Genomic DNA, 24,690 nt, shown 5'->3' on the forward strand with positions numbered 1-24,690 from the left:
GCCCGTCGGATTCGACGGGCGTTGCGTGGTGTGGGGCCTAGCGGTTCAGCGAGGACATGTCCGGGTAGCGCTCACCCACCGGAGCGGCAACCGCGTCCAGGGCGTCGAGCTGCGCGGCGCTCAGCACCAGGGCGTCGGCCGCCACGTTCTGCTCGAGGTTGGTGATCTTGCGGGTGCCGGGGATCGGGGCGATGTGCTCACCCTGAGCCAGCAGCCACGCGAGCGCAACCTGGCCGGGAGTCGCGTCCAGTTCACGGGCGACCGCATCCACCTGCTCGACGATGCGAATATTGGCCTCCAGGCTATCTCCGGCAAAGCGCGGGTTGAAGCGGCGGAAGTCGTTCTCGTCCAGTCCATCCAGGCTGCGGATGGTTCCGGTCAAAAAGCCTCGACCCAGCGGCGAATACGGCACGAAACCGATACCGAGTTCACGCACTACCGGCAGAATCTCGGCTTCGGGATCGCGAGTCCAGAGCGAGTATTCGGTCTGAACCGCGGTGATCGGGTGCACGGCGTGCGCTCGGCGAATGGTGTCCGCTGCGGCCTCGGAGAGACCGATGTGCCGGATCTTTCCCGCCGCCACCAGCTCCGCCAGCGCGCCCACGGTGTCCTCGATGGCCACGTTGGGGTCGACGCGGTGCAGGTAGTAGAGGTCCACATAGTCCGTACCGAGGCGCTGCAGGGATCCGTCGATCGAGCGGTGCACATTTTCGGGGCTGCCATCGAATCGGCGCTCGCCCTCACCGGTGGGCACAATCCCGAACTTGGTGGCGAGGGTGACCTCTTCACGGCGACCCGCGAGAGCCTTGCCCACCAGCACCTCGTTGGTGTGCGGGCCGTAGATTTCGGCGGTGTCAATCAGGGTGACACCCAGATCCAGAGCGCGGTGAATCGTGCGGATCGAGGCGGCATCATCCAGGCCCGCGCCCGAGTAAAACGCGGACATGCCCATGCAGCCCAACCCCAGTCTTCCGACGCTCAGCGCGCCGCCGGGGGTGTTCTCGCTGCCCAGTGTGGTGGTTTTCATAGGTCGGCTACCTTTCGTTGATATTCGGCGATCTTGTATGAGATCGCGTCGAGGCTCGCCTGAGTCTCCCTGAGCTTTTCCACCACGTGTTCCCGATGAGCCTCCAGCAGCGCAAGTCGGGCGGAGTTTGTACTCTCCCCGAGGCGCGCCAGCCGGGTGTACTCGGCGATGGTGGTGATCCCCATCCCGGTGGCACGCAGCCGGGTCACAAACTGGACCCAGATCACGTCGCGCTCCCCGTAGCGTCGCCGGCCCGCCTCGTCCCGGCGAACCGGACGCACAAACAGGTTGGCACGCTCGTAGTAGCGCAGCGTATCGATGGTGACCCCGGAAAGCTCCGCCAGGGCGGAGATCGAGAGGTCGGTGGTAGTGGCGCTCATAGACGCCACGATAGACCCTGGAGTGCACTCCAGGTCAAGTGGATCCGGACACGTACCCACAAAACACCGCCGCCCGCCCCGAAAACGGGACGGGCGGCGGTGTGGTGTGAAACCTGAGGATTAGTCCTCGGCCGGAGCCTCGGTGCCAGCCTCATCTGCGATCACCGGCGACAGCGACAGCTTGCCGCGGTCGTCGATCTTGGTGATCTCCACCAGGATCTTCTGGCCCACGCCGAGCACGTCTTCGACGTTCTCCACGCGCTTGCCACCGGCAAGCTTGCGCACCTCGGAGATGTGCAGCAGGCCGTCCTTACCGGGCAGCAGCGACACAAACGCACCGAAGGCGGCCAGCTTCACGACGGTTCCGAGGAACTGCTCGCCGATCTCCGGGTTGGTCGGGTTCGCGATGGCGTTGACCTGCGCACGCGCAGCCTCGGCCGACGGACCGTCCACGGCGCCGATGTACACGGTGCCGTCCTCTTCGATCGAGATGTCCGCGCCGGTCTCGTCCTGGATCGCGTTGATCGTCTTGCCCTTGGGGCCGATCAGCTCACCGATCTTGTCCACCGGGATGTTGACGCTGATCACGCGGGGCGCGGTCGGAGCCATCTCGTCGGGGGTGTCGATCGCGGCGTTGATCACGTCGAGGATCTTGGTGCGGGCATCCTTGGCCTGGGCCAGGGCTGCGGTCAGCACCGATGCGGGCAGACCGTCCAGCTTGGTGTCCAGCTGGATGGCGGTGATGAACTCGGAGGTACCGGCGACCTTGAAGTCCATGTCGCCCAGTGCGTCCTCGGCACCCAGGATGTCGGTCAGTGCGGCGTAACGGGTCTGGCCGTCCACCTCATCCGACACGAGGCCCATGGCGATACCGGCGACGGGTGCGCGCAGCGGCACACCGGCGTTCAGCAGCGACAGGGTCGAGGCACAAACCGAACCCATCGAGGTCGAACCGTTCGAGCCCAGCGCCTCGGATACCTGACGGATCGCGTAGGGGAACTCCTCGCGGCTCGGCAGCACCGGCACGAGGGCGCGCTCGGCCAGGAAGCCGTGCCCGATCTCGCGACGCTTCGGGCTACCCACGCGACCGGTCTCACCGGTGGAGTAGGGCGGGAAGTTGTAGTGGTGCAGGTAACGCTTGCTCTTGTTGGGGCTCAGCGAGTCGATCTGCTGCTCCATCTTGAGCATGTTCAGCGTGGTGACACCCAGGATCTGGGTCTCGCCGCGCTGGAAGATAGCCGAACCGTGCACGCGCGGGATGACCTGAACCTCGGCGTCGAGCGCGCGGATGTCCGCTGCGCCACGGCCGTCGATACGGACACCGTCACGCAGGATGCGACCGCGGACAACGTCCTTGGTCACGGCCTTGTAGGCGGCGGAGAACTGGTCCAGAACGATCTGCTCGACCTCTTCGGCCTCAACCTTGGCGGCCACGGCTGCCTTGGTACGGTCCTTGAGCTCGTCGTCGGCGTTCTGACGCTCGGTCTTGTCGGCGATCTGGTACACCGAGGTCAGCTCCTCAAGAGCCAGCTCGGAAACCAGGGCCTTGCCGGCCTCGGTGTAGGGCAGGAAGACCGGGTAGTCGGCGATTTCCTTGGCTGCCTGAGCGGCCAGCGAAGCCTGAGCCTCAACGAGCTGCTTGATGAAGGGCTTAGATGCCTCAAGACCGGCGGCCACAACGGCCTCGTTCGGCTTGGTGGCGCCACCCTTGATCAGGTTCCAGCTGTTCTCGGTAGCCTCGGCCTCCACCATCATGATGGCGACGTCCTGCTTGCCGTTGGCGTCGGTCACAACCCGGCCGGCGACGGTCAGGTCGAAGACGGCGTCTTCCACCTGAGCGGCGGTCGGGAAGACGATCCACTGGTCATCCGCGCTGTTGGCACCCGGGATCAGGGCCAGGCGCACACCGGCGATCGGACCCGAGAAGGGCAGACCCGAGATCTGGGTCGAGGCCGAAGCGGCGTTGATGGCGAGGGCGTCGTAGAACTCACCCGGTGCGATCGACAGCACGGTGATCACGATCTGAACCTCGTTGCGCAGGCCGGTCACGAAGGACGGGCGCAGCGGGCGGTCGATCAGGCGGCAGACCAGGATGGCCTCGGTCGAGGGGCGACCCTCGCGGCGGAAGAACGAACCGGGGATCTTGCCGGCTGCGTAGCTGCGCTCTTCAACGTCAACGGTCAGCGGGAAGAAGTCGAAGTTGTCCTTCGGGTGCTTGCTGGCGCTGGTAGCCGACAGCAGCATGGTTTCTTCGTCGAGGTAGGCGGCAACGGCACCCTGTGCCTGCTGTGCCAGACGTCCGGTTTCGAACCGGACGGTGCGCTTACCGAACTTACCGTTATCGAGAACGGCCTCGGCAAACTTGATTTCGGGACCCTCCATAGGTCACATCTCCATTCGCGTCTGAGCGCGCGCCGGGCGCACGCTCGTTGGCCCGCGAAGGCTCGGGCGACGGTACTTGCTCAGACCACGACCTGGGTCTGGCTGATCTCCAGTAGAAAGTCACCCTGCGAACCGTATTATTCGAGAGGAACCTACCACCGAGGACCAGCTTCCTGCCGGCCTATCCCACGCGGAGTTAGTGGCTTCCCGAAGCGGGAGGCCACCTCAACACTACCAGAGGGGCCCGTTCAGAGGGAGGGTGTGGCGTGATCGGATCGACCACAACCGGGGGCCGTCTAGGCGCGGTGAGCCGCGCAGTCCAGGGCCGCATCCATGCTGCGTACCCGCTCGATCAGCGCGGGATCCTCGGTCTCGGCGGCCAGCGCGGCGGCGGTATCGATCGCGTGGCGCACCCCGCGACCGGCCGAACGAGCCTCGCAGGCGCAGGCGATATCGATCAGTGCCTCGACCATGGCCGGGGTGTTGGCTTCGGCTTCCGCACGCTCATACGCGGCGGTGAGCTCCTCCATGCTGCTGGAACGTTCACGACGCTTCCACAGACCCATCCAGGTTCCCTTTCCGGCGAAAATAACAACGGTACACACTAACCCATTTCGCTGGAATCACCCATCCTGGCGTGGCGGCGGGATTCGCGCTAGGCCGGCTCGACCGGAGCCTCTGACGAGCGGCGGCGGGGGCGGGGCACGGTCACCAGCAGCACGCCGGCGGCGATGATCGCCCCGATCACGGTGTCGAGCACCCGCTCGAAGGCCACGGCCTCGGCGTTGACATGGGAGTTTCCGGCGATCAGCAGCGCGAGCGGGGTGATCAGGGTCAGGGCCAGCCCATAGTGGCGCGAGATGACCAGCTGGGTGACGCCCTGGAAGATTCCCAGGATGATGGCCAGCACAAAACCGTGCGGCTGCATCAGCGCAAGCAGCAGGAAAACCCCGGCGCCCAGCAGGGTTCCCAGCACCCGGTGGGTTCCGCGTTCCAGGGTCAGCCGCCGGCTGTGGCCCACGCTGAGGATCGCCATGGCCGTGCACACGATCCAGTACCCGCGATGGCTATCGATTCCGATTCCCACCAGGGTTCCCAGCACCACGGCCACCACCATGCGTACGGTGGCCAGGTAGCTGTTGTCGTCAAACCCGAAGCGCCCAAAGATTCCCGCGACCGGGGTGCGTGTGGGCTGGGCGCGGCGAATCCGCGGCACGATCAGCGGGGCAATCACCACGAGGTAGGCCAGGATTGCCCCGGCAGCCACCAGTGAAATGACCTCCCACCCGGGCAGGCCCGCGCCTCCGCTCGAGTGCGGGGCGGCCAGCTGCACGCCGATACCGGTCACCAGGGTGAACATGAACGCACCGGGGGCACCGACGTTATATCCCGCAGAGAGAATCGAGGAGAGGATTCCCGAGATCAGAACCACGATTAGCGCGGTGGCGTGCGAGCCCGATCCGAGGACCCCGAGACCCGCCGAAAGGATCAGTGCGATTACCACAAAGGGCAGCGCCCGCACCCGGTCCAGGCGCGAGATTCCACCGCCGTACATCGCCGCAAATGCGCCGGTTCCGGCGAGCAGTCCAAGCTGGGGTGCGCCGAGGGCTGTGCCGATGGTGATCGGCAGGAACATCGCGATGCCCGCCTGAACGGCGGCCGGCCAGCGGGGGCCACCCGGGGCAAATCGCACCAGACTGGAGGCGATTCCGCGCTCGGCCATGCATTCTCTCCCCGTTATATGTATCGGGTGACATACCCGTTGTACGTTCCAGAGTACCGCGCAACCATTCGCCTCGGCGTATGCAACGGCGCGAAACGGGCGGTGGCGCTAGCCGAGTTCGGCGGGAATGACCGAGAGATCCAGGTCGATGGTGAGGTTGTGGCCGAGCGTGCTCTTGAGGATCTGGGCAGGCACGCTGACATACTCGCCGCGCGCGGCGAGGGGTTCGAGGCGCTCCAGCAGCTCACGGTCCTGCTCGGGGGCGATGAATCCCACCAGATAGACCTTGCCGCCGCCCTCCATCTGCACGCCCACGCGCAGGTTGCGGGAGACCCCGCTGGTGATACCGGGCACCAGGATCGCGGCCGGGAAATCCCCGCGCCACGCCCGCACGGTGGTCAGCGGGCTGCGGAAGAAACGGCTCTCGGGCACCGGGGTGCGCGAGGCGAGGACGGTCACATCACCCACGGTATCCGCGTCGCGACCCAGGGCACGCACGGTAACGTCGCGCAGCGAGGTGAGCGGCTTACGGGCGGCCCTGGGACCGCTCCCCCAGCGCCAGAGCCACACCAGCAGGTAGAGCCCGATCGCAACCAGGACCGCCACGGCGACGATATGCGCGACACCGTCCACCAGCGGCAGCAGCACCGATCCGGCCACAAAGTACACAAGCAGAACCAGCACCGGATATCCCACCCACTGGGTCAGGGCGCGGCGCGGACGGGGCGTGGTCGGGGTGGTCATACCGGGATCATCCTCAAAATTCTGCGGGGAAAAGACGAGGGGCCGCCGATCATTCCCAAAGGAAGATCGACGGCCCGACGAGAGCGTTGAAAACGCGAAGAACTGTGTCGCGGACTAGCGGCGCAGGCCGAGGCGCTCGATGAGCGAACGGTAGCGGTTGATGTCCACGTCCTGCAGGTAACCCAGCAGACGACGACGCTTACCCACCATGAGCAGCAGGCCACGACGCGAGTGGTGGTCGTGCTTGTGCTCCTTGAGGTGCTCGGTCAGATCCTTGATCCGGGCGCTCAGCAGAGCAACCTGGACCTCAGGGGATCCGGTGTCACCGGGCTGAGTCGCGTATTCTTCGATGATCGCCTTCTTGACTTCGTCAGTAATAGCCATAGTGGTGATCCCCTTTCTGTTCGCTGCGCGGTGCCGCACACGGGATGTGTGGGCTCTCTTAATCCGCGGCCGATCTAACGGCAACCTCTCAACTATAACAGCTTCGCGGGCCCCCGCCGAACCGCGTGGCGGTCCGCCTGCTGCGATACTGGGGGCATGACTACGCCCACATCCGGTGCCCTGACCCTCGAGCGCGGGCTGGGCCTGCTACGCCTGGTCGCGCACGGCACGGTTCGCCTGGATGAGCTGGCCGCCGCCAGCGGCCTGAGCCGCTCAGCCACCCACCGCATGCTGACCTCGCTGGTGACCACCCGTTTTCTCACCCTGAGTTCGGATGGGCGCTACCGCCTGGGCGTGGCGCTGCTCGAGCTCGGCAGCCTGGCCGAACGCGAGATGGATCTCCCCAGCCGCGTCCAGCAGCTCCTGGCCGGAATCGCCGCCGAGCTGGGCGATGCGACCCACCTGGGCATTCTGGACGGGACCGACATTCTCTACCTGGCCAAGGCCCGCGGACGCCGCGGCATCGACATGGCCTCGCGTCCCGGCGCACGCTTTCGAGCCCAGCACACGGCGATGGGTAAGGCCCTGCTCGCCCACGCCGAGTCCGCCGTAGCCGCGACCTATTTCAACCCGGCCGAACGCCGCACCGAGCGCTCTCTCGCCAATGTCGACGCGTTTGCCGCGGCGCTCGGCGAGGTCACCACCCGCGGGTTCGCGCTGGACGATCAGGAAAACGAGCTGGGCATCACGTGTGTTGCGGTGGCCGTCGCGGATGTAACCGGGAAGTATCGCGCGGCGGTGTCAGTCTCGGCACCGAGCGTGTTTATGACACCCGCCCGGATCGCCGAGGTGGCCGCAGTCCTGAGCGCCGCCGCCCCGGAGATCGGCGCGCACCTCACCCCGGACTTCGCCGAGCACTGGCTCTAGCCCCGGCACTCGCGCGGAACCGGGCACGGGGCGTACCGCCTGCTTGCACCCCGATCGCCAGCCTGGCCCCCACGGTTGGTGCGCCGGGACGCTCACCCTTTTGCACTGAGGGCATTTTGACTAGTCATTGACGAGTCAAAACAGCGTGCAGCCAAAAGCACCCCCGGCCCGGCGGCCTTCAGGAACAACCCCGCCCCTGGAACCTGGTTGGCGCGCCGGGGCACACACCCCTTTGTGGACCGAGGGTGTTTTGACTCGTCATTGACGTGTCAAAACAGGGTGCCGCCAAAAAGTCCCAAGGGCCCGACAGCATTCCGGGAAGGCCCCGCCGATCTTCAGGGGATTCCGGACATTCCACCCGACCGCGGAGGAAGCCCCGGCGGAGACCCGGCGGGCGACTAGCGCTGGACCGGATCGGTCGAGTCGAGCAGCGAGAGTTCGCGGCGGGTCGGCATGCCCTCCCAGTCCCCCGCGACCAGGCAGGCGAATGCACCGGTGCGCACGGCCGTGTGCAGGCGGCGGGCGGGATCCTCGCCGGCCAGATACTCGGCCAGGTATCCGGCCACAAACGCATCCCCGGCCCCCACGGTGTCGACCGGGCGGATGGGCACGGCCTCCACATCGAGTACCTCGCCCTCGATCAGCGCGTGGGCACCCTTGTCCCCGCGCTTGATGATGACCTGCGCGGGACCCAGCGCGGCGAGCCCGCGCGCCAGATCGGCGCACTCACCCGTACCGACAACCAGCGCGGCCTCATCATCCCCGGCAAACACGATGTCCGCCCGGGTGACTAGCTCGCGCAGCACCTCCCCGGCTTCCTCCGCCGACCACAGCGCCGCACGATAGTTGAGGTCCAGGGCCACGGTCACGCCGTGTTCGCGGGCGATATCCACCGCGGCAAACACCGTCTCGCGGGCGCTCGCCGAAAGCGCGGGGGTAATGCCGGTGACGTGGAGTAGTCGAGCGGCGGCGATCCGCTCGGCGGGCACATCCTCGGGTGTGAGCCGGGAGGCCGCGCTGCTCGCACGGTAGTAGGTGACCCGGGTGTGGTCGCCGGTACGGCGCTCCTTGATCATCAACCCGGTCGGGGCATGCGGATCGAGGATCGGCACCACCCGTACCCCCTCGGCGGCGACCTCGCGCAGCACCTTTTCGCCGAGGCCGTCGTCGCCTACCCGGCCGATCCAGGTCACGTCGGTCCCGAGCCGGCGCAGCGCGATGGCCACGTTGGTTTCGGCTCCACCGATGCCCAGGGCAAGCTGATGGGCGGTGGCCAGGGGCCCCGGCGAATCGGTGCGCATCAGCGCCATCGTCTCGCCGAAGGTCAGCACCTCGGTGGGGGCGATGCCCGCGTCAATGCGACTCATCGGGCGATCCCGGCGGCCACACGATCCTCAGTCGAACCGGTGCCGACACGGGCATCCCCGCGGGCATCGGCCACGCTGTCCACCAGGCGACGGGCGCGATCGGTGAGCGCGGCAAGGTCGCCTCCGGCGAAGGCGTCACCGAGCAGCGGGCCTCCGAGACTCACGGCCGAGGCGCCGGCACGGATCCAGGCGGCCGCGTCATCCACGCCGATTCCCCCCGAGGGGACCACCCGAATGCCCGGGAACGGACCGCGCAGCTGCGCGATATAGCCGGGTCCAACCGTGCTCGCGGGGAACAGCTTCACCGCGGCGGCCCCGGCATCCCAGGCCGAGAACAGCTCGGTGGGGGTGAGCCCGCCGGGGAACACGGGCACGCGGCGTGCGGTGGCGGCGGCGATGATGTTGAGGTCGGTGATCGGGGTAACCAGATACGCGGCACCACCGTCCAGGGCACGCCTGGCCTGATCACGGGAGGTGATGGTGCCCACCCCGATCTCGGCGCGCTCGCCAAAGTTTTGGATCAGCTCGGGCAGGTGCTCAAACACACCGTCGGTGCTGAGGGTCAGCTCGATCGAGCGCACCCCACCGGCCACCAGGGCCTCGATCACCGGCGCGTATTCGCGCGCGTGCCGGGCACGCAGGACGGCCACAATCGGGGTTTCCGTGAGGATCGGAGACAGCGGGGTGCGAGCGGGGGAAACGGTCATTGCGGGGCCCTTTCGGCGACGGTACCGATAATCGGGACGACATCCCGACTATGTGGGATGACCATAGCAGGACCACGCGGATACACACAACGCCGGGGTACCCCAGAGGGATACCCCGGCGCGGGGTGTGAGAGCGGGAGGAATCTAGCGCGGCAGCAGATCCCCCATCGGGACAAAGCCCCCATCGAAGGCGCGGGAGGCCGCGCCACCGAGCGGCGCCGTGGGTCGCGTGGCGGAGGAGGAATCGCCGTCACGGGCGGTGCCGGTGAGCTTGCCCGCCAGCTCGCGGGCGGCGCGGGCGATGCGGCCCGGCACCCCCTCGGCATCGGTCCCCTGCCCGCCCCAGTCGGCGGTTGCCGCGAAGACCCCGGTGGGGACCACGTCGGCGTGCAGGTAGGCGAAGATCGGACGGATCGCATAGTCGATCGCCAGCGAGTGCCGGGGCGTACCGGCGGTGGCACCGAGGATCACCGGCGTGCCGGTCAGGGCGTCGCGGTCAATCAGGTCCACAAACATCTTGAACAGGCCCGAGTAGCTGGTGCTGAAAATCGGCGTGACCGCGATCACCGCGTCGGCCTCCTCAACCACACGCAGGGCATGGGCGAGGGGTGCGGCGTGGGTTCCGGTGAGCAGACCGTTCAGCACGTCGGGGGCGATATGGCGCAGCTCGATGATCTCGATCTCGGCCACCTCTCCCCCGCGCTCCAGTTCGATTGCGCTCGCGCGGGCGAGGGCATCGGCCAGCTGACGGGTCGAGGAGGGCTCGCTGAGCCCGGCACTAATGACGGCAATGCGACGCGTGGTCATGATCAAACTTCCAGTTCTCGGGGTGCGACAGGTGCGACGGGTGCGATGAGCGTGCTCAACGGCCCGACTCGGCATCCAGCGAGGCCAGGGTCGCGGCACCCGGGGCGATACCGGTGACACCAAACCCGGTGTCATAGGTCGGGTCGTTCTGCGGTGCGATCGCCTGGGAGACGGCACCGCTGGCGGCGAGCAAACTCGCGTGGGTCGGCGCATCGGGGACACCCGGCGCCCGCTTGGCGGCGAACTCGCGGCGCAGCACCGGCACAACCTCCTCGCCCAGCAGGTCGAGCTGCTCGAGCACGGTCTTCAGCGGCAGACCCGCGTGGTCCATCAGGAACAGCTGGCGCTGGTAGTCGCCGTAGAGCTCCTGCTGGGCGGCATAGCGGTCGATGACCTCCTGCGGGGATCCCACGGTCAGCGGGGTCTGCTCGGTGAACTCCTCCATCGAGGGGCCATGGCCATAGACCGGGGCGTTATTGAAGTAGGGACGGAACTCGTCCTTGGCCGCCTGCGAGTTCTTACGCATGAACACCTGACCACCCACACCCACAATCGCGTGGGCCGCGGGACCGTGACCGTAGTGCTCATAGCGCTCGCGGTACAGGTTGATCATCTGAGCCGTGTGCTGCTGCGGCCAGAAGATGTTGTTGTGGAAGAATCCGTCGCCGTAGTAGGCGGCCTGCTCGGCGATCTGGGGGCTGCGGATCGAGCCGTGCCAGACGAAGGGCGCGATCCCATCCAGCGGACGCGGGGTCGACTGGAAGCCCTGCAGCGGGGTGCGGAACTTCCCCTCCCAGTCCACGAAGTCCTCACGCCACAGGCGGTGCAGCAGCGCGTAGTTTTCGATGGCCAGAGAGATGCCGTCGCGGATGTCCTTGCCGAACCAGGGATAGACCGGGCCGGTGTTTCCGCGACCCATCATCAGGTCCACCCGGCCGCCGCTGATGTGCTGAAGCATCGCGAAGTCCTCGGCGATCTTCACCGGATCGTTGGTGGTGATCAGCGTGGTCGAGGTGCTCAGCAGGATGCGGTTGGTCTGCGCGGCCAGGAACCCGAGCATCGTGGTGGGGCTTGAGGGCACAAACGGTGGGTTGTGGTGCTCACCGGTCGCGAACACGTCCAGGCCCACCTCTTCGGCCTTGCGGGCGATGGCGAGGATCGCCTGGATCCGCTCATGCTCGGTGGGGGTCTTGCCGGTCGTGGGGTCGGTGGTCACGTCACCGACGCTGAAGATTCCAAACTGCATGGTGTGTCCCTCTGCTCTCAATCACCCTAAGTATATCCATTTGAATAGATATATGGGTCAACTGCACCCCTCCCGAGTTTATTCCCCAACCCTTTCGCGGCGGGGTTCCCGGGCTCTCGCATAGTCCCAGAGTGCGTCCGCGGCGAATCCCGAGGCGGCCAGACGCTCCAGCACCCAGGCGTCGCCGGTGTCCTGTCGACGCAGCACGGTCTCACTCGAGACCAGCGCGAGATACCGCGACTGGTTGCGCATCAAATGGGCCGCGGCCACCAGTCCACGGGCCTCCACCGGCAGCTGGGAGAACTCATCCCGATCCGACCGAAACACCGCACGTGGATCCGCCGCCAGGCCGCGTGCCCACTCATCGGCAAGCTCGCGATGCAGCGTCTCCAGGAGGATCGGTTCGGGCTCACGCAGATTCTCGGGATCCACGGCAGCCGGGTGTTCGCGCTGGGCTAGCTCCCACCCCTCCGGCACCAGGGCGAGGGTCAGCCCGGTTCCGGCGAGGGCACGGTCCACCTCGATTCCGCGCGGTTCAAGATCAAAGAGGTCTTCGGAACCGAGCGGTCCCGCACCATCCAGCCGTCCGGGAATCAGGGTGCGGGTCACGGCGAGTGCCATGTCCCGGTGCCGGATCGCGAGTGGGAGAAGCACCGGAAGCCGCGGGATGCGTGAGGAGTCCAGGAGCTCATCGGATTTCACCCAGGCCTCCCCGGGCGCCTCAGTCTGCGTCACGGCCACATTGTAATAGTCGCCGAGGTACACCAGTTCGTTGGCCACGACGCCCTGGGTGGAGACGCGCGCGGCCGGATTCTCATAGCGGTATGGCAGGAGCACCGCGGGATTCTCCACCGGGGTGAGACCCGAGGGAAGCGGAAGATCCGCCGGGAGCACACGCAGCCCACGCCGCTGTGCGGTGCCGGATTCGGGGACCGCCACGATCGGGTCTCCCAGGTGCGCCCCGAGACGCCAGCGCAGCTCATCGAGGGCCGCCTGCGCCTCGCGCACGGGAACAAATCCGCCCTCACCGCCGACCGGGCTGGTGCGTCCTTCCAGGGCGAGCACAAGCATCGGACGCGTGTACACCGGCCTGTCGGAAAACTGCACTAGCGGGTTGGCGAGCAACACCTGACGATTCTCGATCCCGACGCCGCGAACGCGTGATCGGCGCACAATCCGCGGACCCCAGAGGTTCATGATGATCACGTGTGTCCGAGTCACCCACACACCCCGCAGGAGCAGGATCAGCGCGACCAATACCGCGACAAAGGTCCACCAGCCGGGCACTCCGTCGGAGTTCTGGACACCAATCGCCACGCAAATGGGAATCGCGATCACGAGGGGCCGGAAAAAGGATCCCGAGCGGCGAATGCGCACAATCCGCTGCTCAAAGGCGGGCCCACGGTGCGTGCCGTTTGTCCCCTCACTCATGCTCGGTCCTCTCGGGTGGAATCGGTGGCCAGCAGGCCCAGGGCCCGACTAATCTCGGTGCGGATGCGCCGGGTATCGCCGCTAAAGCTCGTGAGCATCCACATCCGGATCGGGCCGGTGCGGGTGGTGATTCGGATCGAATCACCCCACGGCAACATGCTGCCTACCCGGTCCACCCGGGTGGCCTCACCATGGTTGATGATCGTGGGGAAACCAAAGCGCAGTAGCAGCACGCTGCCCCCGCGCACAAAGATCCCGCTACCCAGGACGGAGAGGGCACACGCGACCATCCAGAACAGGAAGAAAATACCCAGGGGGTAGGAGACAAGAACGTCGCCATACTCATCAAGCACGTTGGGATCCCCCACGATCGTGCTCCAGGCCAGGACTCCCGCCAGCGCCGACAGCGGCAGGGCGAAGCACAGTGACATGAGCCCGGTCCCGCTCACCCGCCGCCAGTGCGAGCCCACCGGCGGCGGGCTCATCAGGTGAGTGGCCGGGGCGGTGTCGACGGCGTGGCTGGTTTCGCGCACGTCCGTGCCGATGACCAGATCATCGAGGGCTCCGGGAAATTCCATCACCCGGGACGGTAGCCCCAGTGCCGCGGCGAGCGCGCTCAACGCGGTGTGGGCACGTCCTCGCCGCACGGCCGCCGTGGGGAAGATCAGCCGCGCATTCGAAACGCCCAGCCCCAGGGTGAGCGAGCGCACCCGATCGCGTGGGGAGCCCCAGGCCAGCACCCGCCAGGCCGAGTGCGCCGTGGTTGAGACACGGACGATATCCGCCTTGGCGAACCGCTGGGTGGAGAACCATGAACGCACCAGGATCAGGTCGCCGGCATCCCATACCCCGACAAACGGAGCGCGCAGGATCAACGGCGCAAACACCGGGAGGAGCGCGAATGCCCCACCCTGGAGCGTGTCAAGGATCGTCTCGGGATCCTCATAGTCCAGGGCGATGAGACTGACGATGACCACAAAAAACAGATAGGTCACCAACAGACCCAGCCGCGCCGGCGCACCGGTCCCCGGAATTCGACGCCCCAGCCAGGCGACCCCGCGCGGCGTGCGCGCGATGCTCGGCGGTGCGGACAGGTCGTTAACCACGTGTACTAGTCCTCCTGAGGTTCCGCGACAGCGCGCGGGATAGGTGAAGGGCGGGGGCGGGACATCGCCACGGGCACGGCCTCGGCACCGAGCGTGGACACAAAGTCCCAGAGAGTGGGGGCCGCATAGCCCTCGTCGGTCAGGGCGTTGAGCACCCAGTCCTCGTCGCGCTCCCGTTCGATGATCGCGGTGTCGGCATCAACAATCGCCAGGCGAAAGCGGTCCAGGTCGTCACGCTCGGTCAGCAGGAACGTCGCGGCAATCAGGCCCTGTTCGGCCTGCGGGATCGGGCGCAGCAGCGCGCTGGTTGCCTCGATCGCCGTCACCTCGGTCTCTTCCCAGATCGGGCTGAGCCTATCGATCCGGGCCAGTCGCTCCGCGTGCAGCTCGGCGATCAGCGTCTCAGGCGCCGGGGAGGTCGGAATCCGCACGGACCCCTGGGTGTCCGCCGGGCACAGCACCCAGCCCGAGGGAACAACCCTCAGGCCGAGGCCGCGGCTGGCCAATGCCCGCTCCACCGCGGTCAGACTGGGCTCAAATTCAAGAATCTCCGTGGCGCTCGCCACGCTGGCCGCATCAAAATATCCCGGCAGCAGTGTCCGGACCACGGCGAGCGCGAGGTCTCGGTGCTGGATGATGAGCGGACGGACCCGGGGAAGACTCGCGATTCGATGCGTCTGAACCCCCGCTTCCGGATCCGTCCAGGCGGAGGAAGACAACTCGACGTGCAGTGGGATAAGCGCGCGGGCGGTGTCGACATCCACGGGCAGCACCGGCGGATCCTGTTCCCACCCGTCCTGGGTGGTCAATGCCGCGAGCGGTGCGAAGCTCAGGAGTACCGGTTTTCCGGCATCATTACGTCCAAACATCGGGTCGCCGAGGTCGTCGGTCAGTCGCCAGACCAGCTCCTGATAGGCGTCGAGCACCGAGTCTTCCTCCACGAAGGCCGCTTCGACCCGCACCGGACGCCGGCGTCCCTCGATCTCAAACCCGAGGAAGGTCCGCTCCTGGGCGAATCGAGACACCCAGATCACCCGCGTATCCACGTACACCCGGCGAATGTGCGAACGCCTAAACACCAAGACGCCCCAGATGTTCACCAGCACCACGTGAGAGCGGGTGATCCAGACCCCGCGAGCGAGCACCCACACTCCCGCGAGCACGCAGAGAATGGCCGCCCAGTCGGGCAGGAACCAGGTTCCCCGCGGGACAACCACGAAGCTGATGATCAGCCCAAGCAGGGCCAGGGTGAGGAGAATTCGATAGAGGGCACCGGTGCCCTGGATTCGCACAACATGGGGAACGTAGCCGGGACCGCGCGACGGCGCCGCGACGGGGCTCATCCGGATACTCCATCCGGGTGGGAGCCGACAGACGGTTCGGTGCCGCGAGACGCGGTAGTGTCGGCCGCGGTCTCCGCGTCTGGGTCGGTGCTCAGTGGGAGTCCGAGCGCCGCGCTCACCTCGTCCCGAATCCGCGCCGAGTGCGCGGGAAAGTGCGCGTGCCGCAGCAGGGTGATCGCGCGACCCGACCGGGTGATGGACAGGGTCTGTCCCCAGGGCAAATCAGAAGGTGCGATATCCACCCGGGTCGCCTCGCCAAAGCGAATGAGCGTGGGGAACCCCAGCCGGATCATCAGCACGGTGTCGCCGCGAACGAAGAGCCCGGTGGTGAAAAAGCGCACCACCAGGAAGATCGCGGGGGCAAACCACAACCAAGCAACGAAGAGTGTGGCACCGGGCGTCACCTCCCTCGTTCCGCTATCGGAAAGCGTCCCCCAGCCCAACAGGATCAGGAGTCCGGCCAGCGGTAGGGTTTGCAGGCCCGAGAGCGTGCCGGTGCCGCGCACCCGATGCCAGCGTGCCGGGCCGGCCGGACGGGGACGAACAAGCCTGCTCTCCGCGGCCCGAGGCCCATCCAGAACCCCGCGCACGTTTTGAGCCACCGCACGCTCGCGCACCGGATCGGGAAAACTCGCGATCAGCGGCGGCAGATCACACGCTTCGGCGAGGAAGAAAAGTGCCTCGGGGATGCGACCACCGAACAGGACGGTCCCCACCATCGGCCGTGCGTTCTGCGCCGCCCCCAACCCAAATTCCAGCGCGGCCAGCCGCACGGAGGCCCCGCCGATCACCGACACCCGGGTGATATCGATCCGAGCGAAGCGACGGGTGAGCCACCAGGAGCGCACCAGGACCAGGTCCCCGCGGACCCACACGCCACCGATCAGTGCACGCAGCACAAGGAGCAGCATGGCCACCCAGACCACACCGATCCAGTGGGTCCCGAGAAAGGCCAGCGGATTTCCAGGCTCCTCGGCGAAGAACCAGAGCAGCGCGCTCGCCCCGGTCAACGGGACAAACAGGAACGCAAGACACAGTCGGGCGGGATTCCCGGTTCCGGGAACGCGAACGCCCAGGCCCAACGGACCGCGCGGATACTCGGCCGTGGGTCGCCAAATCGAAGCCACCTGCTGCTGCATGCTCCGGTCCCCCACGATTCAGCCCACCATTTCCATCCGCGCCCGTGCGCGGGATAGCTGAATTTTGGCGGGAAGTGCGCCAGGTCCGCAACCGAAACGCCCGGGTTTTTATGACGTTCGATATGTGGGCGTGCGAGGATGACGGTATGAGCGGCACACCCGAGGAGCAGAAGCGGCTGCGTGACATCGTCACGATGCGCCGGGTGCGCGACCGCATCGACCGCGAGCACGCCCAGCCGCTCAACGTCGAGGAACTCGCCCGCGGCGAGCATATGTCCGCCGGACACCTCAGCCGCGAGTTTCGTCGAGTGTACGGCGAATCGCCGTACTCGTATCTGATGACCCGGCGGATCGAACGGGCGATGACCCTGCTGCGCCGCGGGGATCAGAGCGTCACCGAGGTGTGCTTTGCCGTGGGATTTACGTCACTGGGAACCTTCAGCACCCGCTTCACCGAGCTGGTCGGGGTGGCTCCCAGCGTGTATCGCCGCGACCAGTCGCAGGCGGCCGCGGGCATCCCGCACTGCCTGGCCAAGCTGATCACCAGACCGGTCAGGAATCAAGAAGCGCGTGGCGAGAACGCCTAACTAGCATGGCGTTATGACCCTCACCATTCAGAACGCATTCCTGCCCCACACCGACGGCGAAGCCGCCCTCGGCTTCTACCGCGACCTCCTCGGTTTCGAGGTTCGTCAAGACGTCGGCTACAACGACCTGCGCTGGATCACCGTCGGACCGGCAAACCAGCCAGGCACCTCGATCGTGCTGCACCCGCCCGTGGCCGACCCCGGCGTCACCGAGGAGGAGCGACGGGTGGTCCTGGAGCTCATCGCCAAGGGCGTGTATACCGCGATCACCCTGTCCAGCGATGATCTCGACGCCCTGTTCGAACGCCTCGCCGCCGCCGGGGCCGACGTCATTCAGGAGCCCACCGACCAGCCCTACGGGGTGCGAGATGCGGCGTTCCGTGACCCGGCCGGCAACCTCATCCGCATCAACCAGGCCTAGCCCCACCCATAAAAGCAGCCCGTTCCGAGGAATCGGAACGGGCTGCTGTGCTGTGACGACGCTCCGCGCTAGGCGGCGGGGGCGGGAACCTGCGCGGGCTCCTCGGCAAAGTCATCGATAGACTGGCCACGACGATCATGCAGCTGGAAGGCCGCGATGGCCGCGATCACAAACGCGGTGGCCAGCACGATAAACACCGTGGGCAGGCCCGCGGTCTTGGCAAGGGTCGGGACGATCAGCGGGGCGATGATCGACGCGATCCGCCCAAAGCCTGCGGCCCAGCCCGCCCCGGTTCCGCGCAGCTTGGTCGGATAGAGCTCCGGGGTGATCGCATACAGCGCACCCCACGCACCGAGGTTGAAGAAGGACAGCAGCATCCCGGCGGCGATGATCTGCCATTCAACCGTGGCCAGACCGAACAGGGTCGCGGCGATGGCCGAACCGATCAAGAAGATCGCCAGGGTGCGGTTACGCCCCCACTTCTCCACCAGGTAGGCCGAGACGGCGTAGCCGGGCAGCTGGGCGAGGGTGATGATCAGCGTGTAGGTGAAGGACTGAACCAGCGAGAAACCGGAGTTCACCAGCAGCGTGGGGATCCAGACGAAGGCTCCGTAGTAGGAGAAATTCACGCAGAACCAGACGGTCCAGAGGGCGATGGTCTGCCCGCGTCGAACCGGGGCAAACAGTGCCGCAAGTCGCTCTCGGGCGGGAACGGCAGGCTCCACGGTCGCGGTTTCGGCGGCATCGCTTTCGGACGCGGCCGCCAGCGCGCTCAGGTGCGGGGCATCGATCCCCGCCGAACGCTCGAAGCGGCGCACGGTGTTCTCGGCCTGCAGGTTCTTGCCGCGGGACTGGAGGAAGCGCACCGATTCGGGCATTCCGAAGCGAATCACGGCCGCGTAGATTGCCGGGACCGCACCGATCAGCAGCGCCCAGCGCCAGCCATCATCCCCGGCCTTGACCACGAAGTAGCCGATCACGGCGGCGGCGATCCATCCCACCGCCCAGAAGGCTTCCAGCAGCACGATGATGCGGCCGCGAATGCGCGGCGGCGCAAACTCACTCACCAGGGTCGAGGCCACCGGCAGCTCGGCACCGAGGCCGAGACCCACCAGGAAGCGCAGCGCGATCAGCGCGCCCACCGACCACACCAGTGCCGAGGCTCCGGTGGCCAGGCCGAAGATCAGCAGGGTGATCGCGAAGACCTGGCGTCGACCGAACCGGTCGGCCAGCAGCCCGCCCACGCTGGCACCGATCGCCATTCCCAGGAACCCCACCGAGGCGATGATGCCCTGCTCACCGGATTCCAGCTTCCACTGCTGGGTGAGTGCGACGATCACAAACGAGAACAGTCCCACATCCATCGCATCCAGCGCCCAGCCCACGCCCGATCCATAGAGGAGCTTGCGGTGTTCACGGGTGAAGGGGAGCGCGTCGAGGCGGTCTAATCGAGTCATGCAGGCCATTTTGCTCGCATTTATGCGCGGTTTTTCGCGGTTTTCGCGCGCAAAAACGGCCCCGCACCGAGTTAGTGTCACTCGGACCACAACGGGGCCGTTCCTCACTTATGCCGCGAATTGCGGGTGATCACGCCGGGCGAGTGGTGACTTAGTGTCACCCCTGCACTAGTTAAAGTCATCTCAACAATAACTCGCGCCCGTGCTCGCCTCGGCGTGTCGCACGGGGTGTGCGCTAGCGATCCAGCAGACGATCCGCCAGCAGTTCGAGTGTGCGAATCCGCGCCGGGGCGCTCTCAAGGTCGGTGGCCGAGTCCTCGGCGGTGGCCGGGGCGATCATGACCTCGTCCACGCCGAAGCGGTCGGCGAGGGCCTGGATGCGGGACGCCACAGTGTCGGCGTCGCCGATGATCCAGTTCTGACGCATGCCCTCGACCACGCTCTGCTCGATCGGATCGAGCTCCACGGCGATCGCCTCGTCACGGGTGAGCCCCTTGGTCATGGGCTTATTGGTGCGCATCCGCGCCATCATGATCATCTGCGACAGCGCGCGCTCCTCCGCCTCCTGGGCGGTGTCGGCGGCCACCGCGGTCACGGTCATGAAGGTGCGCGGGGCCTCCTCGGCACCGGGACGGAACTCGCTGCGGTACACCTGCATCGCCTGGTCCGGGACGGTTCCCCCGAAGTGGTTGGCAAACACGTAGGGCAAGCCCTGGGCGGCGGCGAGGCGGGCGGAGTAGTCGGAGGAGCCGAGCAGCCAGAGGTCCGGACTACTGGCAGCATCCGGGGTCGAACGCAGCCCGTACTCGCGGCCGCTGGAGAGCGATACCTCGATGCCGTCGCGCTCCAGCAGGCCCTGAATCTCCTGGATCGAACGCGGGAACGTGTTCACATCGCTGGTTGCACCCGAGCGGTTGAGTACGGCGGTGACCACCGGGTCGCTGCCGGGCGCCCGGCCGATGCCCAGGTCGATCCGGTTCGGATAGGCGGCCTCCAGCAGGGCAAACTGCTCGGCCACCACGAGCGGTGCGTGGTTGGGCAGCATCACGCCGCCCGAGCCGACCCGGATGCGCTCGGTCTGCGCGGCGATCAGGCCGATCAGCACCGGCGGATTGGTGGATGCCACCGAGGGCATGTTGTGGTGTTCGGCCAGCCAGTAGCGGGTAAAGCCCGCGGCGTCGGCCCAGCGGGCCACCGATCCCACGGCTCGAAGTGCCTGAGAGGTGGTCTGACCCGTGCGTACCGCCACCAGATCCAGAATTGAAAGTTTCACTGCCGTCCCTTCGTATGTGCGCGACCCTCGCGAACCACACCCTCGGTATAAGCCGGGGCTTGCACCCGAAATTCCCGGTTGGGCAAAGCCGCCGCGATATCCACCGTGACACGCCACCGCGGTGTGTCCGGGCAGCGGACTAGGCTTACCCCATGCCCGCGGATCCACAGACCTCCCCCATCCCCCTGCCCACCGAAACCGGTCAGGATCCGCTGCCGCACACCCCCGGCTCCCCCAACGACCCCCACGAAGATGCCCCACATAAGCACCGCGGCATCTTCCTGGACCTGGAACCGCTGCGCTTCAGCCCGGCGTTCGCCCGGCTCTGGGCGGGCTCGGCGATCACCGCCATCGGCGGTCAGCTGACCATCGTTGCCGTGGGCCTGCACATCTTCGATCTGACCCACGACACCTTCGCGGTGGCCCTGGTGGGTGTGGTGGCGCTGGTTCCGATGATCATCTTTGGGCTCTACGGCGGCATGCTCGCCGACGCGGTGGACCGCCGTAAACTCGCGCTCGCCGCAGCCTCGGTGACGTGGGTGTCCACCGCGATCATCGCGATTCTCGCCTGGACCGGTTCGACCACCGTGTGGCCGCTGTACGTCCTCACCACCCTCAACGCGGTCTCCTCGACCGTGGTGGGCACCTCGCGGGCGGCGATCCTCCCCCGCATCCTGCCCGCCCGACTACTGCCCGCGGCCTCGGCGCTCGGCGGTATCTCGATGGGGGCCGCGGTGACCGTGGGGCCGATGCTCGCGGGCGTGCTGGTCGCGACCGTCGGGGTGCCGTGGACCTACACGCTGGATCTGGTGCTGTTCCTCGCCGCGTTCTGGGGCATTGCCTCGCTTCCGGCGATCGTGCCCGATGGAGCCTCGCGCCGGCTGCCGGGGCTGTCGAGCCTGGTGGACGGATGGAACTTCCTGCGTACGGCCCCGAACGTCCGCGCCTCGTTTGTGATCGACATCATCGCGATGACCTTTGGCCAGCCGCGCGTGATCTTCCCCGCGGTGGGCGCGTTCCTGCTGGGTGGCGGACCGATCACCGTGGGTGTGCTGACCGCGGCGTCCGCGGTGGGAACGCTGATCAGCAGCGTGTTCTCGGGACCGCTGGGGCGTGTGCGCTATCAGGGGCGCGCGATCGCCTGGGCCGTCGCCGCCTACGGTGCCTGTATCGGTCTGTTCGGGCTGGTGCTCGGTGTGGTGACCTGGACCGGCAACGCGCGCGTGGGCGACCTGTTCGCGGATGCCTACATCCCGGGGCTGGTTTTCGCCGCGCTAGCGCTGGCCGGATCCGGTGCCGCCGACAATGTTTCGGCGATCTTCCGCAGCACGCTGCTCCAGTCGGCGGTGCCCGACGGGGTCCGGGGACGACTCCAGGGCCTGTTCACCGTGGTGGTGACCGGCGGTCCGCGCCTCGGCGACCTCTACATGGGCATCATGGCCTCGCTCCTGCTGGCCTGGGCCCCGCCGCTGGTGGGCGGCGTGGTCATCATCGCGCTGGTCTATGTACTGGTGGCCACCCAGCGGAGCTTCCGTCATTACGACGCGCTTCACCCGGTGCCCTAGCGCCTTTACATAACGGGTGAAAGAATTGGGGTATGACTACGGAAAGCATGCTCCCGTTGAACCAGCGGATCACCGCACCCACCCAGCTCTCGCTGCCCATCGGCTTCGAGGGCGTCACCTGGCGTCCGGCCACCAGTGCCGACCTGCCCGCGATCCTGAAACTCGATCGCGCCGTGGAGGCCGTGGACGATCCGCGCCACGTCACCACGTTGGAAGCCCTCACCGTGGACTTTGCCGCCTCGGGTTTTGATCCCGAACACGATTCCCTGCTCGCCGAAACCACCGACGGCACAGTTGTCGCCTACGGCACCTCCCACGCCGAGCCCGAGGCCAGCAGCGTGGTCAAGGCGCATATTCCGGGATCCGTGCATCCCGATCACCGCGGCCGCGGACTCGGTACCGCGCTGCTCGACTGGCAGGAGGCTCGCGCCGCGCAGCATCTGGCAGCCTCCGAGCTGAGCGTGCCCGGGTGGTTCTCCACCGGGGCCTCCGAACACGCGACGAGCCCGCGCGGTTTCCTCACCTCTCGCGGGTACGGGGAACGGCGCTGGTGGATGGAACTCACCCGAGACCTGAGCGCGCCCATCCCCGAGCTGCCGCTGCACGCGGATGTTCGACTGGAATCGCTGACCGATAATCTCTCCGAGGCCACCCGACTGGCCTTCAACGACTCGTTCCGCGATCACTGGGGATCCCAGCCGACCAATCAGGAGGACTGGGAGAAATACGGTTCGGTCTCGACGCTGCGCGGGGACCTGTCGGCGCTCGCGGTCACCCCCGAGAACGAGGTGGCCGCGCTGGTCATCGTCTCTGTGGATCCCGCCCAGTGGGAGGCCGCCGGCTACACCTACGGCTACATCGACCTGGTCGCGACCCGGCGCGACTGGCGCGGTAAGGGCCTGGCCAAGTCGCTGCTGGCCCAGGTACTGCGCAACCTGAAGGCCGAGGGCCTCGAACGCGCCGCCCTGGATGTGGATTCGGAGAGCCCCACCGGTGCCCTCCGCCTCTACCAGTCGGTCGGGTTCGCCCCCGAGGCAAAATCGGTTTCGCTGGTACGCGAGTTCTAAATCACACAGAGGACAGGCCCGGGTTCTGATGAGCCCGGGCCTGTTCTTGCCTAGTCTCCGGTGGGAAGCCGACGCAGGTGAAAGCCATCGGGCAGACGGTCGGTCTGGGTGTAGTACCGAAAGATCTCGAAAGCTTCGGCCGAGGTGAACAGCTCACCGGGGAAGACCTCGATCCATCCCGGTCCCCCGCTGAGTGCCAGGCTCAGCGGCGGCGCACCCTCAAAATAATCCCCAAAGAACTGGGGATCGGTGCGGCCGATCGCCACCAGATGCGTCGCGCCGTCGGCATCCACCAGGCGCGCATAGAGGGCCAGCGCGTTGGCGGTGCCCAGGGCGGCAAGATAGCGCGGTCCGTGAAAATCCGGGTCGATCGGGCGCAACGGCTGCTCGGGCTCGTTGCGCCGCAGCCGGAATCCCCAGCGCCAGCCACCATCAAGCTTCTCCAGTCCGAACCCGATCTTGTCTTCGGGAGCGAGGCCCGGGCCATCGATGGGCTCCTCGGCTTCCGCGTTGGTCTGTACCCAGTGTGAAGTGGTCGAGGCCTCGGGTTCCCGCCCGCGCGCCAGCTCAAACTGGCGCTGAGGATCCGGGCGGATGGTGTGCGACTCCACCACCTCGGGGGCACCCTCCACGCGTGGCCACCGTACCTCCCGGAGCAGGAACCCATCGGGGATCCACCCGGTGGCAATGTAGTGGGAGTACACCACCGCGGCCTCCTCGGCCTCAAACACCTCGTGGGCATACACGCTGGTGCCGCCGTTGCCCCCGAAAAACGAGAGGTCTGTATCGGGTTCCCCGCGATAGCGGCCGCCGCGGTGTCCCAGCAGATACTGCCGCGCCCGACCCTCATCATCCACAAACCGAATGTCGATGCTCAGCCGTGCACGCGCGCCGCCGCTCTGCAGAAAGGCGGCGGTCTCGGTCCCCCAGATCAGGTCCAGATAGTGGACACCGGGTGGGCGGCGAAACAGCAGGATCGTAGACTGGTCGTCGCCGTCGAGGCGGCGCAGCAGGCGCCGAATCTCGTCGCCGAGGGGCTGAACTCGGTCGCTGAGGACTGCGGTATCCACCGCGTTGGACTTAGTCAGGTGGGTGAAGTGGCTCATGGTGTGCTCCCCTGGGTGTGGTGGGTGGAATGTTGTGGGTCCAGCGGCCGTAACACGTAGTCAGCAGGAACCCGATCGGTTTGGAAATAGTGGTCGTAGATGTCCGCGGCCTCCGCCGCATCAAACACCTCACTCGGATAGACCCGGACCGCCGCCTCGTTTGACCGGTACGGAATCGAGACGGTGGGTTCCCCCGCATAGTCACCGTTCGGGTGTCCCACGGCATAGCGCCGGGCGATCCCGTCGTCCTCGATGAATCTCACCTCGATGACCATCGCCTGGGCGCTTCCCGCGCTCTGCAGATACGCCTGCGGAAATCGATCGAGATCGATGTCCATGAGGTGCACCCCCTCGGGCGCACGCCACAGCGAAAACGCCCAGCGGGTGTCACCGTCCAGCAGATCAAGGAATCGTCGAATCTGTGCGGCGTACGGCCTGCTGATGCTGGTGAGCGGTCCGACGGAAGCGCCGTTTGTGGTGACCAGATGTGTATCGTTCATG

At 66.8% G+C, this 24,690-nt stretch carries 24 protein-coding genes; 5 read left to right on the top strand and 19 right to left on the bottom strand.

The window, feature by feature from the left end:
- Nucleotides 1–37: 37 nt before the first annotated feature.
- From D9V34_RS07900 to rpsO, 7 genes are all read right to left on the bottom strand, one after another.
- Entirely contained in the window at nt 38–1,027 is a 990-nt protein-coding gene (locus D9V34_RS07900) for an aldo/keto reductase (RefSeq protein WP_121688275.1), read from the bottom strand.
- Nucleotides 1,024–1,407, bottom strand: a complete 384-nt coding sequence (locus tag D9V34_RS07905) for a MerR family transcriptional regulator (RefSeq protein ID WP_121688276.1) — start codon at nt 1,405–1,407, stop codon at nt 1,024–1,026. Before D9V34_RS07905 ends, D9V34_RS07900 begins: the two co-directional genes overlap by 4 nt.
- Nucleotides 1,408–1,527: 120 nt before the next feature.
- Entirely contained in the window at nt 1,528–3,789 is a 2,262-nt protein-coding gene (locus tag D9V34_RS07910; RefSeq protein ID WP_121688277.1) for a polyribonucleotide nucleotidyltransferase, read from the bottom strand.
- Between the two features lie 296 nt (nt 3,790–4,085).
- Nucleotides 4,086–4,394, bottom strand: a complete 309-nt coding sequence (locus tag D9V34_RS07915) for a hypothetical protein (RefSeq protein WP_121688278.1) — start codon at nt 4,392–4,394, stop codon at nt 4,086–4,088.
- Nucleotides 4,395–4,444: 50 nt separating this feature from the next.
- Complete coding sequence (locus D9V34_RS07920) at nt 4,445–5,512, bottom strand: FUSC family protein (protein WP_121688279.1); 1,068 nt, start codon at nt 5,510–5,512, stop codon at nt 4,445–4,447.
- A gap of 108 nt (nt 5,513–5,620) precedes the next feature.
- The gene (locus D9V34_RS07925; RefSeq protein ID WP_121688280.1) at nt 5,621–6,256 is read right to left on the bottom strand and encodes a hypothetical protein; all 636 of its coding nucleotides are present in this window, start codon (nt 6,254–6,256) and stop codon (nt 5,621–5,623) included.
- Nucleotides 6,257–6,370: 114 nt separating this feature from the next.
- A complete protein-coding gene (gene rpsO / locus D9V34_RS07930) occupies nt 6,371–6,640 on the bottom strand; it encodes a 30S ribosomal protein S15 (RefSeq protein WP_030143008.1) in 270 nt (89 codons plus the stop codon).
- Nucleotides 6,641–6,796: 156 nt separating this feature from the next.
- On the opposite strand from rpsO, the gene D9V34_RS07935 reads away from it, so the two are divergent.
- Nucleotides 6,797–7,567 carry an IclR family transcriptional regulator gene (locus D9V34_RS07935; protein ID WP_121688281.1) on the top strand — a complete coding sequence of 257 codons (771 nt, stop codon included), beginning with the start codon at nt 6,797–6,799 and terminating at the stop codon, nt 7,565–7,567.
- Between the two features lie 398 nt (nt 7,568–7,965).
- On the opposite strand, the gene D9V34_RS07940 is transcribed toward D9V34_RS07935, so the two are convergent.
- The 8 genes from D9V34_RS07940 to D9V34_RS07975 form a co-directional block, all read right to left on the bottom strand.
- Nucleotides 7,966–8,934, bottom strand: a complete 969-nt coding sequence (locus tag D9V34_RS07940; RefSeq protein WP_121688282.1) for a sugar kinase — start codon at nt 8,932–8,934, stop codon at nt 7,966–7,968.
- Nucleotides 8,931–9,641 carry a bifunctional 4-hydroxy-2-oxoglutarate aldolase/2-dehydro-3-deoxy-phosphogluconate aldolase gene (locus tag D9V34_RS07945; protein ID WP_121688283.1) on the bottom strand — a complete coding sequence of 237 codons (711 nt, stop codon included), beginning with the start codon at nt 9,639–9,641 and terminating at the stop codon, nt 8,931–8,933. Before D9V34_RS07945 ends, D9V34_RS07940 begins: the two co-directional genes overlap by 4 nt.
- Before the next feature lie 144 nt (nt 9,642–9,785).
- A complete protein-coding gene (locus tag D9V34_RS07950; RefSeq protein WP_121688284.1) occupies nt 9,786–10,448 on the bottom strand; it encodes a CE1759 family FMN reductase in 663 nt (220 codons plus the stop codon).
- Between the two features lie 55 nt (nt 10,449–10,503).
- The gene (locus tag D9V34_RS07955) at nt 10,504–11,694 is read right to left on the bottom strand and encodes an LLM class flavin-dependent oxidoreductase (RefSeq protein WP_121688285.1); all 1,191 of its coding nucleotides are present in this window, start codon (nt 11,692–11,694) and stop codon (nt 10,504–10,506) included.
- 78 nt (nt 11,695–11,772) lie between these two features.
- Complete coding sequence (locus D9V34_RS07960) at nt 11,773–13,125, bottom strand: hypothetical protein (RefSeq protein WP_121688286.1); 1,353 nt, start codon at nt 13,123–13,125, stop codon at nt 11,773–11,775.
- Nucleotides 13,122–14,231, bottom strand: a complete 1,110-nt coding sequence (locus D9V34_RS07965; RefSeq protein WP_121688287.1) for a hypothetical protein — start codon at nt 14,229–14,231, stop codon at nt 13,122–13,124. Before D9V34_RS07965 ends, D9V34_RS07960 begins: the two co-directional genes overlap by 4 nt.
- Before the next feature lie 5 nt (nt 14,232–14,236).
- Complete coding sequence (locus D9V34_RS07970; protein ID WP_121688288.1) at nt 14,237–15,574, bottom strand: hypothetical protein; 1,338 nt, start codon at nt 15,572–15,574, stop codon at nt 14,237–14,239.
- Nucleotides 15,571–16,713: a hypothetical protein gene (locus D9V34_RS07975; protein ID WP_121688289.1), complete on the bottom strand. Its 1,143-nt coding sequence runs from the start codon at nt 16,711–16,713 to the stop codon at nt 15,571–15,573. Before D9V34_RS07975 ends, D9V34_RS07970 begins: the two co-directional genes overlap by 4 nt.
- Before the next feature lie 146 nt (nt 16,714–16,859).
- On the opposite strand from D9V34_RS07975, the gene D9V34_RS07980 reads away from it, so the two are divergent.
- Together D9V34_RS07980 and D9V34_RS07985 are read left to right on the top strand one after the other, a co-directional pair.
- Nucleotides 16,860–17,300 (top strand): helix-turn-helix transcriptional regulator, encoded by a 441-nt coding sequence (locus tag D9V34_RS07980; protein WP_121688290.1) that lies wholly within the window; start codon nt 16,860–16,862, stop codon nt 17,298–17,300.
- Nucleotides 17,301–17,313: 13 nt separating this feature from the next.
- Entirely contained in the window at nt 17,314–17,721 is a 408-nt protein-coding gene (locus tag D9V34_RS07985) for a VOC family protein (protein WP_121688291.1), read from the top strand.
- A gap of 68 nt (nt 17,722–17,789) precedes the next feature.
- Here D9V34_RS07985 and D9V34_RS07990 read toward each other — a convergent pair whose 3' ends face one another.
- Both D9V34_RS07990 and D9V34_RS07995 read right to left on the bottom strand, forming a co-directional pair.
- Entirely contained in the window at nt 17,790–19,178 is a 1,389-nt protein-coding gene (locus D9V34_RS07990; protein ID WP_245991962.1) for an MFS transporter, read from the bottom strand.
- Between the two features lie 235 nt (nt 19,179–19,413).
- Nucleotides 19,414–20,451 (bottom strand): LLM class flavin-dependent oxidoreductase, encoded by a 1,038-nt coding sequence (locus tag D9V34_RS07995; RefSeq protein ID WP_121688293.1) that lies wholly within the window; start codon nt 20,449–20,451, stop codon nt 19,414–19,416.
- Between the two features lie 152 nt (nt 20,452–20,603).
- Between D9V34_RS07995 and D9V34_RS08000 the strand changes: the two genes are divergently transcribed.
- Complete coding sequence (locus D9V34_RS08000) at nt 20,604–22,016, top strand: MFS transporter (protein ID WP_121688294.1); 1,413 nt, start codon at nt 20,604–20,606, stop codon at nt 22,014–22,016.
- A 32-nt stretch (nt 22,017–22,048) separates the two neighbouring features.
- Nucleotides 22,049–23,083, top strand: a complete 1,035-nt coding sequence (locus D9V34_RS08005; RefSeq protein WP_121688295.1) for a GNAT family N-acetyltransferase — start codon at nt 22,049–22,051, stop codon at nt 23,081–23,083.
- Between the two features lie 50 nt (nt 23,084–23,133).
- On the opposite strand, the gene D9V34_RS08010 is transcribed toward D9V34_RS08005, so the two are convergent.
- Together D9V34_RS08010 and D9V34_RS08015 are read right to left on the bottom strand one after the other, a co-directional pair.
- Nucleotides 23,134–24,189: a hypothetical protein gene (locus D9V34_RS08010; RefSeq protein ID WP_121688296.1), complete on the bottom strand. Its 1,056-nt coding sequence runs from the start codon at nt 24,187–24,189 to the stop codon at nt 23,134–23,136.
- Nucleotides 24,186–24,689, bottom strand: coding sequence for a hypothetical protein (locus D9V34_RS08015; protein WP_121688297.1), 504 nt, complete (start codon nt 24,687–24,689; stop codon nt 24,186–24,188). The genes D9V34_RS08010 and D9V34_RS08015 overlap by 4 nt, the downstream gene beginning before the upstream one ends.
- Nucleotide 24,690: the final 1 nt, after the last annotated feature.

Origin of the sequence: Mycetocola lacteus, assembly GCF_003667575.1 — a bacterium.
In the GTDB taxonomy this organism is placed as follows: Bacteria; Actinomycetota; Actinomycetes; order Actinomycetales; family Microbacteriaceae; genus Mycetocola; species Mycetocola lacteus.